At 36.4% G+C, this 14,574-nt stretch carries 12 protein-coding genes; 9 read left to right on the top strand and 3 right to left on the bottom strand.

The window, feature by feature from the left end:
- Positions 1-155 precede the first annotated feature (155 nt).
- From ftsZ to sigG, 4 genes are all read left to right on the top strand, one after another.
- Positions 156-1,295 carry a cell division protein FtsZ gene (gene ftsZ, locus NST93_RS06530; protein WP_405102376.1) on the top strand — a complete coding sequence of 380 codons (1,140 nt, stop codon included), beginning with the start codon at positions 156-158 and terminating at the stop codon, positions 1,293-1,295.
- Between the two features lie 487 nt (positions 1,296-1,782).
- Complete coding sequence (gene spoIIGA, locus NST93_RS06525) at positions 1,783-2,703, top strand: sigma-E processing peptidase SpoIIGA (RefSeq protein ID WP_405102374.1); 921 nt, start codon at positions 1,783-1,785, stop codon at positions 2,701-2,703.
- 19 nt (positions 2,704-2,722) lie between these two features.
- Positions 2,723-3,436 (top strand): RNA polymerase sporulation sigma factor SigE, encoded by a 714-nt coding sequence (sigE, locus tag NST93_RS06520; protein WP_405102372.1) that lies wholly within the window; start codon positions 2,723-2,725, stop codon positions 3,434-3,436.
- Positions 3,437-3,558: 122 nt separating this feature from the next.
- The gene (gene sigG / locus NST93_RS06515) at positions 3,559-4,341 is read left to right on the top strand and encodes an RNA polymerase sporulation sigma factor SigG (protein ID WP_405102370.1); all 783 of its coding nucleotides are present in this window, start codon (positions 3,559-3,561) and stop codon (positions 4,339-4,341) included.
- A 115-nt stretch (positions 4,342-4,456) separates the two neighbouring features.
- Here sigG and NST93_RS06510 read toward each other — a convergent pair whose 3' ends face one another.
- Both NST93_RS06510 and NST93_RS06505 read right to left on the bottom strand, forming a co-directional pair.
- Entirely contained in the window at positions 4,457-6,061 is a 1,605-nt protein-coding gene (locus NST93_RS06510; RefSeq protein ID WP_405102368.1) for a glycoside hydrolase family 43 protein, read from the bottom strand.
- A gap of 122 nt (positions 6,062-6,183) precedes the next feature.
- Positions 6,184-7,389 carry an ROK family protein gene (locus tag NST93_RS06505; protein ID WP_405102366.1) on the bottom strand — a complete coding sequence of 402 codons (1,206 nt, stop codon included), beginning with the start codon at positions 7,387-7,389 and terminating at the stop codon, positions 6,184-6,186.
- Between the two features lie 155 nt (positions 7,390-7,544).
- Here NST93_RS06505 and NST93_RS06500 point away from each other — a divergent pair, with 155 nt between their 5' ends.
- The 3 genes from NST93_RS06500 (at position 7,545) to NST93_RS06490 (ending at position 10,651) form a co-directional block, all read left to right on the top strand.
- The gene (locus NST93_RS06500; protein ID WP_405102364.1) at positions 7,545-8,849 is read left to right on the top strand and encodes an extracellular solute-binding protein; all 1,305 of its coding nucleotides are present in this window, start codon (positions 7,545-7,547) and stop codon (positions 8,847-8,849) included.
- 87 nt (positions 8,850-8,936) lie between these two features.
- Positions 8,937-9,815, top strand: coding sequence for a carbohydrate ABC transporter permease (locus tag NST93_RS06495; protein ID WP_405102362.1), 879 nt, complete (start codon positions 8,937-8,939; stop codon positions 9,813-9,815).
- A gap of 14 nt (positions 9,816-9,829) precedes the next feature.
- The gene (locus NST93_RS06490; RefSeq protein ID WP_405102360.1) at positions 9,830-10,651 is read left to right on the top strand and encodes a carbohydrate ABC transporter permease; all 822 of its coding nucleotides are present in this window, start codon (positions 9,830-9,832) and stop codon (positions 10,649-10,651) included.
- A 63-nt stretch (positions 10,652-10,714) separates the two neighbouring features.
- Here NST93_RS06490 and NST93_RS06485 read toward each other — a convergent pair whose 3' ends face one another.
- A complete protein-coding gene (locus tag NST93_RS06485; RefSeq protein WP_405102357.1) occupies positions 10,715-11,338 on the bottom strand; it encodes a YesL family protein in 624 nt (207 codons plus the stop codon).
- 165 nt (positions 11,339-11,503) lie between these two features.
- On the opposite strand from NST93_RS06485, the gene xylA reads away from it, so the two are divergent.
- Together xylA and xylB are read left to right on the top strand one after the other, a co-directional pair.
- On the top strand, positions 11,504-12,829 hold the full coding sequence (gene xylA / locus NST93_RS06480) for a xylose isomerase (protein WP_405102355.1): 1,326 nt from the start codon (positions 11,504-11,506) through the stop codon (positions 12,827-12,829).
- A gap of 87 nt (positions 12,830-12,916) precedes the next feature.
- Positions 12,917-14,416 (top strand): xylulokinase, encoded by a 1,500-nt coding sequence (xylB, locus tag NST93_RS06475; protein WP_405102353.1) that lies wholly within the window; start codon positions 12,917-12,919, stop codon positions 14,414-14,416.
- Positions 14,417-14,574: the final 158 nt, after the last annotated feature.

Below are 14,574 nucleotides of genomic sequence, written 5' to 3'. Positions count from 1 at the left end.
AAATTGATATAGACCTCTTATGGTGTGTGTTCAAAAAAGAAAGATAAAGCTATGAAACAAACTGAAAAGCTTTATTTCATCTAGTTTTTTGGACAATCTCTTATTAAATTAGCTTCTAGAACGCTTGTAATTTTGCATATTAGGAGGAACAAAGTATGTTAGAGTTTGATACAAATATGGAGGAATTAGCAAAAATAAAAGTAATCGGTGTTGGCGGAGGTGGAAATAACGCTGTCAACCGTATGATTGAGCATGGGGTAGAAGGTGTTGAGTTTATTGCAGTCAACACGGATGCACAGGCTCTAAACTTATCCAAGGCTGAAACGAAAGTTCAAATTGGTACTAAGTTAACACGTGGTTTAGGTGCGGGTGCAAATCCTGAAGTAGGTAAAAAAGCTGCTGAAGAAAGTAAAGAACAGTTGGAAGAAGTACTTTCCGGTGCAGATATGATCTTCGTAACTGCAGGAATGGGTGGAGGAACAGGTACAGGTGCTGCTCCTGTTATTGCTCAGGTTGCAAAAGAACTTGGCGCTTTAACAGTAGGTGTTGTTACCCGCCCGTTCTCCTTTGAAGGAAGAAGACGCTCTAACCAAGCGGTTTCTGGAATTGATACATTAAAGAGCAATGTTGATACATTAATTGTCATTCCAAACGATCGTTTATTGGAAATTGTAGATAAGAATACTCCAATGTTAGAGGCTTTCCGCGAGGCTGATAATATTCTTCGCCAAGGGGTGCAAGGTATTTCAGATCTGATTGCTAAGCCAGGTTTAATCAACGTGGACTTTGCTGACGTTAAAACAATTATGTTTGATAAAGGTTCAGCATTAATGGGAATCGGTGTTGCAACAGGTGAAACACGTGCAACAGAAGCAGCGAAAAAAGCTATTTCTTCACCATTGCTTGAAACATCAATCGATGGAGCTCATGGTATTCTTATGAATATTACGGGTGGTACGAACTTGAGTCTTTATGAAGTTCAAGAAGCTGCAGACCTTGTAACAAATGCAGCAGATGAAGAAGTTAACGTAATCTTTGGGTCGGTTATTAATGAAAACCTAAACGATGAAATTGTGGTAACAGTAATTGCTACTGGATTTGATGAGGCTATACAAAAGGCCGAAGCTGCTAAAAGAGATATTCGTCCGACATTAAATCAGAAACAGCATGCGGCAACACGCGCCCCTGAAGAGCCAATTCAACGCGAGCGCGAACAACCAGCTCCACGCTCAAAACCAGAAGAGGACGAATTAGATATTCCAACCTTCTTAAGAAACCGTAATCGTAACCGATAATTAAATAATATAAAGAAAAAAACAGAATGGGATTCCCATTCTGTTTTTTTGTGTTCCCAGACTAATTAAAAATTACCTTCATCTTACCCCAGATAAAACAATACATTCCAAACTATTTTATCCAAGGTTACACTGCTGAATACTTTCATTCGGACTATATATTGTTTAGCTACTCGTTTAGAAATCCACAATCATAATTTTATAAGGATTTCTCGATATCCAAGTTTATACAGCTCTTCTCTTTATTTTTAACAGGATCAGAACGTGTATTCTAAATTAAAGTAATGGGTATTTTACTTTCGTACTAAACCTGTTTGTATTATGCTTTCCGATGCAGGGTATTTCTGCTCCGACAAAGGGTCTGATTATTAGTGAAAACAAGTCGTTTATTGCATACAAGAATTGACAGACTTTGCCCGGAGACTAAGTTATACTTCATGCTAATCCATTAAATAATTCCATAGCATACTTGAAGAGGGGGAGAGATTTGTCAATCTATCTAGATGCAGTTTTACTCTTGAACATACTATTTGATTTTATGCTGCTCTTACTAACAAATAAATTAGCAAAGCTGCAAACTAAAAAAATAAGATTGTTTATTGGTGCTATACTTGCTTCGCTTGTCGTACCACTTTCGATTTTTAACCCGGAAAGTTTTTTAGCGAGCCCGCCAGGAAAAATCATTTTTTCAATCTTAATTATTTTAACTGCATTTGGTTTTAAGAATATCTATCGCATGTTCAAGCTTTTATTCTTATTTTATTTTGTGAGTTTCACTATTGGCGGGGGATTAGTAGCATTACATTTCTTTCTGCAAAATCCTGTTACCTTATCTAATACAGGTTTTTTAACATATAATACCGGGTTTGGTGATCCAATTAGCTGGTTATTTATCGCTGTTTGTTTTCCCATCGTCTGGATTTTCACGAAACAGAGAATGGACAAGCATGTTCAAGAAAAAGTTCGCTATGACGCTATTTATCCAGTTACCATTCAAATTAATAAGAAAAGTTATGCTACGAATGGCTACATTGATAGCGGCAATCAGCTGGTCGAGCCATTTACTAAAAAACCTGTCATTATTTGTGATGAATTATTTTTAGAACAATGGTTTCAAAAGGAAGAATGGGAACAGTTAAGAACTGCCTATCAAAATTGGGATATGGACAGTATTCCAAAACAATGGATTGATTATATTCATGTCATTCCATTTCAAGGGGTAGAAGGGGGGAATGGATTTATATTTGCTATAAAACCAGATTCATTATTGATTCATTATGAAATGAATCAAATACAAACAAGTCACTTTTTAGTTGGCATTCAATTTGGTCAATTAACAAAAGATGCAAGTTATCATTGCTTACTGCAACCAGAACTGATTCAATCTGCAGTTGGCTACACAGCTTAATGGAAGGGAAAGGATTGTTATGTGGAAACTTCGACTAAGGATTTATTGGTATCGGCTGCTTTTTAAATTAAAATTAAAATCATCAGAAATATATTATATTGGTGGAAAAGAGGCATTACCGCCACCACTTTCGAAACAAGAAGAACAGAAATTATTAGCGTTATTACCCTCAGGTGATAAGTCAGCCCGTGCAGTATTAATTGAGAGGAATTTGCGGCTGGTGGTGTATATTTCCAGGAAGTTTGAGAACACAGGCATTAATATTGAGGACTTAATAAGTATCGGAACAATCGGATTAATTAAAGCTGTAAATACGTTTAAACCTGAAAAGAAAATTAAACTTGCTACCTATGCTTCTCGTTGTATTGAAAACGAGATTCTTATGTATCTAAGAAGAACAAATAAGTTAAAATCTGAAATCTCATTTGATGAACCGTTAAATATTGATTGGGATGGGAATGAATTATTATTATCTGATGTATTAGGAACAGATGAGGATGTAATTACAAAAAACCTTGAATCTACAGTCGATAAAAACTTATTAAAATCAGCATTATCACAGTTAAACAAACGCGAACAACAGATTATGTCCTTACGTTTTGGTTTATATGGCCAAGAAGAAAAAACACAGAAGGATGTAGCAGATATGCTGGGTATTTCACAATCATATATTAGCCGATTGGAGAAAAAAATAATTCGCCGTCTCCAAAAAGAATTTAATAAAATGATGTAACCCAGTCTAGCTCTTGCTTTTGTCGTTTTACCAAAATCTGCATTTTAAGTCACTGCATAAAAACCCTTTTGGAAGGAGATACTGTCCTTGAACAGCATCATCGACTGGGAGGGTTGAAGAAAGTGGCTAGACATAAAGTGGAAATTTGCGGAATAGATACATCAAAGCTACCAGTTTTAAAGAATGAAGAAATGAAAAAACTATTCATTCGTCTTCAGCAAAATGATGATATATCAGCGAGAGAGGAGCTTGTAAATGGTAATTTACGACTTGTACTTAGTGTAATTCATCGTTTTAATAATCGAGGCGAATTTGTTGATGATTTGTTTCAAGTTGGCTGTATTGGTTTAATGAAGTCGATCGATAATTTCGATTTAGGGCATAATGTACGTTTTTCAACTTATGCGGTACCTATGATTATTGGAGAAATCAGGCGTTATTTACGTGATAATAACCCAATCAGAGTATCCCGTTCACTTAGAGATATTGCTTATAAATCATTACAAGCAAGGGAGCAGCTGATGAATAAAACATCAAGAGAGCCTACACATAAAGAAATTGCTGAGGAAATTGGCGTTCCAGAGGAAGATATTGTTTTTGCACTAGATGCCATACAGGATCCGGTTTCATTATTTGAACCGATTTATAATGATGGCGGTGACCCAATCTATGTACTTGATCAAATTAGTGATGAAAAAGATAAAGCAACTGCTTGGGATGATAAACTTTCTTTAAAAGAGGGCATGATTCAATTAAATGAAAGAGAAAAATTAATCCTAAATAAGCGTTTCTTCCAAGGTAAAACACAAATGGAGGTAGCTGAAGAAATCGGAATATCACAAGCCCAAGTGTCAAGGTTAGAAAAAGCTGCAATTAAACAGATGAATAAACGAATGTTTGAGTAACACACATAAATAAAAGCAGCCTGAATACAAGAAGAGACTTAATAGGGGGTCAGCAATTTCTTCCTCCTAAGGTCTACGTGTATTCAGGCTGCTGTGCTATTTACAGTTTGCTTGCTTATTTGGGCTGATAGATGAAGTAATCGAAATCAGCTGGTTTTGCTTCTCCTGATGTGTCCTGGCATTGCATACCAACAAATGCGCCTGTAAAGAATCCTCCGCCACGTATGTAATCATCAGATAACTTATAAGAATAAAAGGATAGAGGAATCTTTTCCCAATTTACTCCGTCAAATGAATAGGAATAATGATACAGATTCGTTTCTACATCTACGCGTAAATAAATATATTCTATATTGTCAGGGATTGGAATTTGCTCATTCTTTAAAGGATTATCAAAGATGAAGTTATCACAAGTTGTTATATCAAGTACCCTGCCTTTTATTTCATCCCAGGTAATTTGTAATGCTGTCCAGTTTTCCGTATTATAATAGTTAACTATCCCTGCAGCTTGCAAAAAGGAATCTGGGTTAAAAGAAACTTTTGTTTCTGCAGTAAAGTTAAAATGCTGCCAGCGTCGAGCTACGAAGCCTTGTGTGAATTTTGATGATAGAGATTCTTTTCCATAAATTCGTAAATGACCTGGATTGTCCTTTAATGATACAATTTCATCTCCTAAAGGCACACGCAATGTTTGAAAGGCCAAGTTCAATGCCAGGGAATCAAAATCATCTTTTTCATCTTCTTTTTCCCATATAACTTCTTCAATTGCTGGTCCTTCTATTTCCAGAGAAGGTGTATTTCCACCAACGATATAAGGCCATTCATTTTTCCATTCCAGGCGTTGAATTGCAGTTTCGCGGCCGAGTGGACAAAAACCGCGCGGATCTAATAAAGGCTGTCCATCTTTAGGTAATGGACGTCCAGTCAAATGAACAAAATACCATTCATCAGTATGGGTTTGGATAATTGATCCATGTCCGGCTTTTTGCAACGGATTCTTTGGATTTGGCATTGATGTAATCAATGGATTTTCAGGATGAACTTCATAAGGTCCCCAAAGGTTTTTAGAACGTGCAATTGTTGCCTGGTGGTCGTATCTCGTACCGCCCTCAGCAGTTAATAAGTAGTAGTAGTCTTTTATTTTATACACATGTGGTGCCTCAGTTAGCATTACATCAGTACCTTTAAAGATGACTTCTTTCCTTCCTGTTAATCTATTTGTTTCTGGATTAAACTCCTGCATCACGATACCGTAAAAGTTATGGTGCCCGACCCGATGATCCCAGTGCATATTCAATAAGTACTTTTTACCATCGTCATCATGAAATAGGGAAGGGTCAAATCCTGAGCTGTTCAAGTAGGTGGGTTCAGACCACTCTCCATCAATCGTATCACAGGTAACAAGATAGTTATGGCTATCCTTCCATTGTCCTTCTGTTACTTTAACATCAGTATAAATAAGCCAGAACTTACCATCACTATAAGAAAGAGCTGGAGCCCAAACTCCGCCAGAGTCAGGGTTTCCATGCATATTTAATTGGCTGATACGATTAAGGGGTCGTGAAACTAAGCGCCAGTTTTTCAAATCTTTAGAGTGATAAATACCTACACCTGGGAACCACTCAAACGTTGATACAGCGATGTAGTAATCTTCGCCATTTCTGCAAATACTAGGATCAGGATTAAAACCGGTTAAAATTGGATTTTGTATGATTGTCATCTTTTAATTCCCCCATAAATTTATTTGAATGCATGACTGATAAGATTGCGCTTACATTATTATTGGCGGGGTATAAAATCAGTATATTTTTTATTTTATACCCAAAAGTTATCTCTGGAATGCTATAATGCTGAAGAAACTTTATTTTGAAAGATTGTATAATATAAAAATTCCTCAGCAGAAAATGCAGCAACCCCAAGAGCTGTAGCGTGTGTGCGTAAATTAGAAAAATTGATATTTAAATCTTTTTGACTAAACCACAGTGACTGATCGTGAATCCAATTTGTTATTGGTTCTTCGAGAAACTTCTTTGCTTCAGCCATTCTATTCCCAATAATTACTTGTTCCGGATTAAATGTGTTTATAATGTTATTTAAACCTACTGCTAAATACTTCCCAATATTTTCAAATAGTTGGATTGCTTCTGATTCACCATTGTTACAGGCATCAATGATGCTTTCCAAAGTAATCTCTGACTGCTTATTACGTTTTAAACCAATCCTCTCAGCATTTAGCAGTAATGCTCTTTCTGAAGCATATAATTCCCAACATCCCTCATTGCCGCAACTGCATTTAGAGCCATTTACTTCAATCGTCATATGGCCTAATTCTCCCGAAAATCCATTATTACCTCTGTAGAGCTGCCCGTTTAAAATAAGTCCAACTCCTATCCCAATCCCTACACTTACGTAAATAATATTATTAAAGCTTTTACCGATACCAAAGTTTTTTTCACCGTAGGCACCAGCGTTTGCCTCATTTTCAATTGTTACAGGTACACTGTATCTTTGTTCAAATGTTGATTTAAGATCAACATTTCTCCAATTTAAATTTGGAGCCAGCATTATTTTCTTGTCTTTATTGACTACTCCGGGTACAGCTATTCCTATTCCTACAATGCCATACGGACTCTCAGGTGCTGCAGCGATTAGAGAATCAGTTATTTTATACATTTCTTCTAGTATTTCTTCGTATGTTAAGTTGGAAAAATTGGTTTGCTGCTCAGCGCAGATCTTTCCTTTTAAATCTGTTAACACCCCCAAAATATAATTAACTCCCAAATCAATGCCAATTGAATAACCAGCCAGCTGATTAAATAACAGCATGACAGGTCTTCTGCCGCCGCTGGATTTGCCAGGTCCAGATTCACTAATAATATCCTCTTTTAGTAGTTCATTAACAAGTGAAGAAACAGTTCCTTTGTTTAATCCTGTAGAGGATGCAATATCAGCTCTTGAAATAGGGAAGTTGTGTAAAATTTTCTCTAAAACTATAAATTTATTTTCTTTTTTTACTACGTGCTGATTCCATGTTTTCTTCGTATTCATCTGTTTTCAGCTCTTTCTGACATATTTACAATAGTATAGCATAAATTAATTCTACCACAAACTTTGTTTATTCACTAGACGAACGATGTTCTTTTTGATAATATAAAATTAGCTTATGCAGTCCAAGCTAAAATTTTAAAGGGGGTATTTACAAAATGAAGAAAGCGTTTACAATGGTGACCATGCTTTTCCTGTCAGTTTTACTGCTTGCCGCTTGCGGTGATGACGATACAGGTGAAAGTAATTCAAGTTCAGGAGATGGAAAGTCAGTAAAGTTTATGCATTTATGGCCAGAAGGCAGTTCTGCACAGCATCACAAAGTAGTGAACGAAATTATTGAAACCTTTGAAGAAGAAAATGAGGGAATTAGTATTGATTTGGAAGTTTTGAGTAATGAACAATATAAAGATAAAATCAAAGTGCTGTCTACGTCTAATGAACTTCCTGATGTAGGGATGACTTGGGCGGCGGGATACATGGAACCGTATGTAAATGGAAATATGTTTGCATCTGTTGATGACATAATTGAAAGCGGTTTATCGGATGGTTTTGTGTCTGGAACGGTTGAAGCCTTTTCAATGGAAGATACGGCATATGGATTACCATTGGAGCTGAATATTTCAACAATTTTCTACAACAAGACAATCTTTGATGAATATGGATTAGAAGAGCCAAAAACAATTGAAGAACTTTATCAAATTATTGATACGTTGAACGAAAATGGAGTTAATCCAATTGCGCTCGGTAATAGAGATGCTTGGACAGGTTCGATGTGGTATATGTATTTAGCAGATCGTTTTGCTGGTAATGAAGACATTTTAACTAAAGCAATCAATCGTGAAACTACATTTGAGGAACCGGCTTTAGTCCAAGCAGCAGAAGAACTGCAGAGCCTTGTGGATGCTGGGGCATTTGTTCAAGGTTTTAATGGACTTGCAGATGAAGAGGCGAAAAGTATGTTTATGGGTGAGCAAGCTGCAATGTATTTAATTGCAACATGGGATTTGCCAAACTTTACAACAAATGAAGATGTGCCTCAGGAATTTAGAGATTCTGTTGGGTACTTTAAATTTCCGACAATTGATGGAACAGGTGATACTGATAGTTATGTAGGCGGACCAGGTGTCGGCTTATTTGTCGCAGAGAATTCAGATGTAAAAGATGAGGCAAAAGCATTTGCGTCCTATTTTGTTGAGCAATGGGGAGAAAGAGCTGTAACAGATGTGGGCATCATTCCTGCAACAAAGGTTGATGCAGATGGATTGGATTTACCGCAAATGTATGTTGATGTCTTAAATGATTTGAGTGAAGCGAGCAATATAACGTTATATGCTGATGTACAAATGAGCGCAAGTGCTGCTCAAATGCATCTAGATAATATTCAGGCCTTGTTTGGCGGCGATATTACACCAGAAGCCTTCACGAAAACACATGAAGAAACACTATCAACTGAAGAGTAGGATACAGGGTTAACTAAATAGAAAAGGACAAGTCCTCAAATAGGCTAGTCCTTTTCTACTCTTAAAAAGAGGATGGGGTTGAATGGTATGAATAAAGTTATGTCCAATAAATGGATTATCTTTTTATATACGCTTCCTGCACTCCTGTTAATTACAGTCCTTATCGTTATACCGCTGATTCTTTCTGGTTATTTCGGGTTAATGGATTGGGATGGAATAGGAGCAATGGAGTTCATTGGTTTGGATAATTATATAGCAGCTTTACAGGATGCAAAATTTTGGAATAGCACATTACATTCTTTTCTGTTAGCAATTTTTTCGGCTTTCAGTCTTATAGGTTATTTAGTTGTAGCTTTGATTCTGGCTTCTAAAATTAAAGGTGCAAACTTGTTAAGGAAGATTTACTTGATTCCGATGCTGCTGTCATCAGTGGCAATCGCACAACTATGGATTAAGGTTTATAACCCGTCAAATGGAATGTTAAATAGCATTTTAATGGCATTAGGCGTTGATAATCCACCAGCATGGTTAGCAGATCCAACAATTGTGCTGTACGCAATCTTTATACCAATTATTTGGCAATATGCTGGATTTTATATTTTAATTTACTATGCAGCATTAAAAAATATTCCAGAATCGTTAATTGAAGCAGCAAAAATTGATGGTGCAACACCATTGCAAATTGCTTTAAAAATTAAAGTTCCGTTAATTATGAATGTATTCAAGGTGACGATTGTATTATCAATCGTTGGGTCCCTAAAATACTTTGATCTGATTTATGTTATGACCGGTGGCGGACCAAATGGAGCAAGTGAAGTTATGGCATCTTATATGTATAAGTTAGCATTCTCGAGCTATAACTTTGGCTATGGAAGTGCGATTGGTTTCTTATTATTAATCATAACTTTAATTGTGACATTTATGATTCAAAAATTAACTGCTTCGAAGGATAACATTCAATATTAAAGGGGGTATCGCTAATGCGTCGAATAGGGTACATATTACTATACGTCTGCTTAGGTGCTGTAGCTGTATTTCAGATTTTCCCGATTATCTGGCTGTTTATGTTTTCATTAAAATCAAACCAGGAAATCTTTGCTGGTAATCCATTTGCTTTACCATTAGATCCAAAATGGGAAAATTATTTAAAAGTTTTTGATGGTGGAATTGGCACTTACTTTTGGAATAGTATCTGGATTACTGCTGCAGCTACAATTCTTACCATATTAATTGCGAGTATGGCGGTGTTTGCTATAACGAGAATGAAGTGGAAATTTAGTGGCCTTGTCCTGGGTCTAATTATGATTGGTTTAATGATTCCAATCCACTCGGCATTAATTCCGCTGTACAATATGTTCTTAAATGTTAACTTAATTGATAATCCGTTATCTATTGTAATTACTTATGTAACCTATAACTTGCCCATTACTGTCATGATATTACTTGGATTCTATACAACGATACCTCGAGAAATCGAGGAAGCTGCAATCATTGACGGCAGTTCAGTGCACCGGTTATTTTTTCGGATTATCCTGCCGCTATCCGCACCAATTATGTCTACTACAGTAATTATTAACATGATTTATAATTGGAACGAGTTCGTATTTGTTAATACATTTATCAGCTCTGAAAAGTATAAAACGCTTACGGTAGGGATACAAAACTTTATCGGACAATACATGACGGATTGGGGAGCGATTGGGGCTACACTGGTTATTAGTGTTCTTCCTATTATTATTGCTTTTCTCTTTTTCAGCAATAAAATTATGGAAGGAATTACAGCGAGTGCTGTGAAGGGTTAGTTTGCTTGAGTTATTGTACATCTTCCACTCACTATATTCATAAATAGTGAGTGGGAAGCAGCATTATTTATTTAATATTTTTTGGTTTTGAATACGGTTAAATGCATGTAAGCTGATCCAAACAGTGATAAAAGCATACGTTACTCCACCAAATATAAAGAATAGGGCTGGAATTGCCCGCATAATGAAAAATACAGAGACAATAGATACGATGATCAAAAAGCTATGAATCGGGCTGATCAACATAATGAATAAAGCATTCTTCATTAGAGATATTATGTTTAAATCGTAGTGAGCAAAACAAGGAAAAATATAAAACAAGTACAAAATAATTAATAACATAAACGCAAATAGTGGAATATACGTCCAAGTCAATGCTGCAACCATGTTAACCTGTATGTAATAAATATCTAGTATAACCAGGCCTAAAAGGACGTTTAGAAATAATCCTAATAGATTACTTTTAAGAAAGTTGCTTTTATAGTGCAGCCAAAAATATTTTAATACCGGCTCGTCCGTTTTGCCTCTCAGCCAACTGCGAACTATTGTAAACATGGCGATTGTGGCTGGATAAAAGCCCAGGATTATTCCTCCAGCTAGAGTGAATATATTCCACAACAGGTTGACAAAAGCGAATTTCATAATCCAATCTAAAATATGATAAATCGTACTCATTGCGTTGTTCAAATAAATAACCTCCTTGTGAATTCTAAAATAAAAACAAAAGTACAGAGAATAAACGGTCTACTTTGTTCATCCGATAAACTAATGAGATTGCTAATGTTATTATAGCATGAAAGCACTTTCAGTTATATAAATAAAAATCTTAATTAAAATCAGGAGGCTACAATAATGACTTATTTTAAAAATGTAAATGATATTCAATTTGAAGGCTTAAATTCTAGTAACCCATTATCTTTTAAAATCTATAACCCAGAAGAAAAAATTGGTGAAAAAACAATGGAAGAAATTTTACGATTTGGTGTAGCTTATTGGCATACATTTACAGAAGATTTGTCTGATCCATTTGGTACTGGGACGGCGATTCGTCCGTGGGATAAATACCAAGGGATGGATTTGGCAAAAGCGCGTGTGGAAGCAGCCTTTGAATTCTTTGAAAAACTGAATGTTCCTTATTTCTGTTTTCATGATGTGGATATTGCACCAGAAGGAGAAACTTTGCGGGAATCGAATGCAAATCTGGACACAATTGTAGCGTTGATTAAAGAGTATATGAAGGACAGCAAGACCAAATTGCTGTGGAATACAGTGAATAACTTCAGTCACCCGCGTTTTGTTCATGGTGCAGGGTCTTCGAGCAGTGCGGATGTTTTTGCATATGCCGCTGCTAAAGTGAAAAAAGGACTGGAAATAGGGAAGGAGCTCGGAGCTGAGAACTATGTGTTTTGGGGCGGTCGTGAAGGCTATGAGACACTTTTAAACACAGATATGAAATTGGAAATGGATAACATAGGACGGCTGTTTCATATGGCAAACGATTATGCAAAAGAGATTGGTTTTGATGCACAGTTTCTAATTGAACCAAAACCAAAAGAGCCGACTACGCACCAATATGATTTCGATGTAGCGAGTGGCTATGCCTTTTTACAGCATTATGGATTAGAAGATATTTTTAAATTTAATATTGAAGCAAACCATGCAACATTAGCTGGGCATACGTTTGAACATGAATTACATTATGCGCGCATTCATAATATGCTCGGTTCAGTGGATGCGAATCAAGGTCACCCATTACTTGGCTGGGACACAGATGAGTTTCCAACAGATCTGTATACTACAGTTTTAGCTATGTATGAAATTCTAAAGAATGGCGGATTAGGTCGTGGTGGATTGAATTTCGACGCAAAAGTGCGCCGAGGTTCATTTGCACCAGAAGATCTGTTTCATGCACATATTGCTGGAATGGACAGCTATGCTGCAGGCCTAAAGATAGCTCACCGGTTGATTGAAGATAATGTTTTGGAAAATATTATTGCGGAAAGATATCAAACCTATAGTGAAGGAGTCGGGAAAGAGATTGTGGAGGGGAACACAGACCTCCATAAATTAGAAGCATATGCGCTAGGTTTAACAAAATTCAATAATCATTCTGGGAAATTAGAAAGAATCAAAGCTACAATTAATCAATACATTTTAACAACGTTTTCTGGACAATAGAAGAGATAGTTTCGTTAGTTATTCAATGCTGCGGGCGAAGACAATTCCAACTATGTCTTCGTCTAGCTGATGTTGGGGGGATATGAAATGAAGTATGTAATAGGTATTGATTTAGGAACCAGCGCAGTAAAAATAATGTTAGTCAATCAACTTGGAGAAGTGATAGAGGAAGTTTCGAAGCCTTACCCTTTGATTCAAGAAAAAGCAGGATATAGTGAACAGAATCCAGATGATTGGGTAGAACAAACAATAGAAGGTTTATCTGAGTTAATAAAAAAATTTAAAGGAAACCCAGAAGCGATAGAAGGACTAAGTTTTTCTGGCCAAATGCACGGGTTAATATTAATGGATGAAAATAATAACGTCTTGAGAAATGCAATTCTTTGGAATGATACAAGAACAAGTGAAGAATGTGCTGAAATTCATGAAAAGGTAGGTAAAGAGCGGCTTGTAGAAATAACTAAAAATCTGGCATTAGAAGGCTTTACATTGCCGAAGCTGCTTTGGGTGAAAAACCACGAACAAAATGTTATTGAAAAAGCAAAAGTATTTTTACTGCCAAAAGATTATGTTCGCTATAGACTAACCGGACAATTGCATATGGAATATTCAGATGCAGCTGGAACACTGCTTTTGAATGTTTCAGAAAAAGCATGGAGCATAGAAATTTGTGACAAATTAGGGATAAACCCGACTATTTGTCCACCACTCGTTGAGTCCCATGAATATGTAGGTAATATTACAGAAGAAGTTGCAAATGCAACAGGATTAAGTACCACGGTAAAAGTTTTTGCTGGTGGAGCTGATAATGCATGTGGTGCGATAGGCGCTGGGATTTTAGAAGATGGCAAAACCTTAGCAAGTATAGGTACTTCTGGTGTTGTTCTATCATATGAAACAACTGACAGTAAAGAATTCGGCGGGAAAGTTCATTATTTTAATCATGCAGCAAAAGATGTTTTTTATACGATGGGGGTGACGCTTGCAGCCGGTTATAGTTTGTCTTGGTTTAAAGATACCTTTGCGAAAGACATTAGTTTTGAGGGATTATTAGCAGATATAGATACAGTTCCGATTGGTTCCGAGGGATTAATCTTTACACCTTATATTGTCGGCGAAAGAACACCACATGTTGATGCTGCTATCCGGGGCAGTTTTATAGGAATGGACGCCTCTCATGAAAGAAAACATTTTACTCGTGCCGTGTTGGAAGGTATCACGCTTTCATTAAATGAATCGGTTGAAATTTTTCGCCAAAATGGTAAAAAGATTGATACTGTCATTTCTATTGGTGGAGGGGCGAAAAACGAATCCTGGCTCCAGATGCAAGCAGATATATTTAATGCAAATATAGTGAAACTGCGGAGTGAACAAGGACCAGGGATGGGAGCTGCAATGCTTGCGGCATATGGCTGCAGCTGGTTTCAATCTTTGAGTGAATGTGCGGACGAATTCTTAATAACAGAGAAAACCTATAAACCAATTCCCAAACATGTTCAAAGGTATAAAGAATTGTTTAAAATATATAAAGAAGTATATATGCAAACCAATGGATTAAATGCAGAACTTATGCAGTTTCGGAGTTAGATCCCTTTTGAATATAAATTGATAATTGATTTTCGAGCTTTCTGTGGATGTCTGGTAAGTCGGTGACGCACAAGTATATTGGTTAGAAGGTTAAGTATATTACAGCGGGCAGGTTGCCTGCTTTTTTTCATTTAAATAGAAAGCAGTTTTCTAACATT

It is taken from the genome of Oceanobacillus sp. FSL H7-0719 (assembly GCF_045040795.1).
Classification (GTDB): domain Bacteria; phylum Bacillota; class Bacilli; order Bacillales; family Amphibacillaceae; genus Oceanobacillus.
The sequence above is the reverse complement of the archived record's forward strand: the minus strand, read 5'-3'. Positions and strand labels throughout refer to the sequence as shown.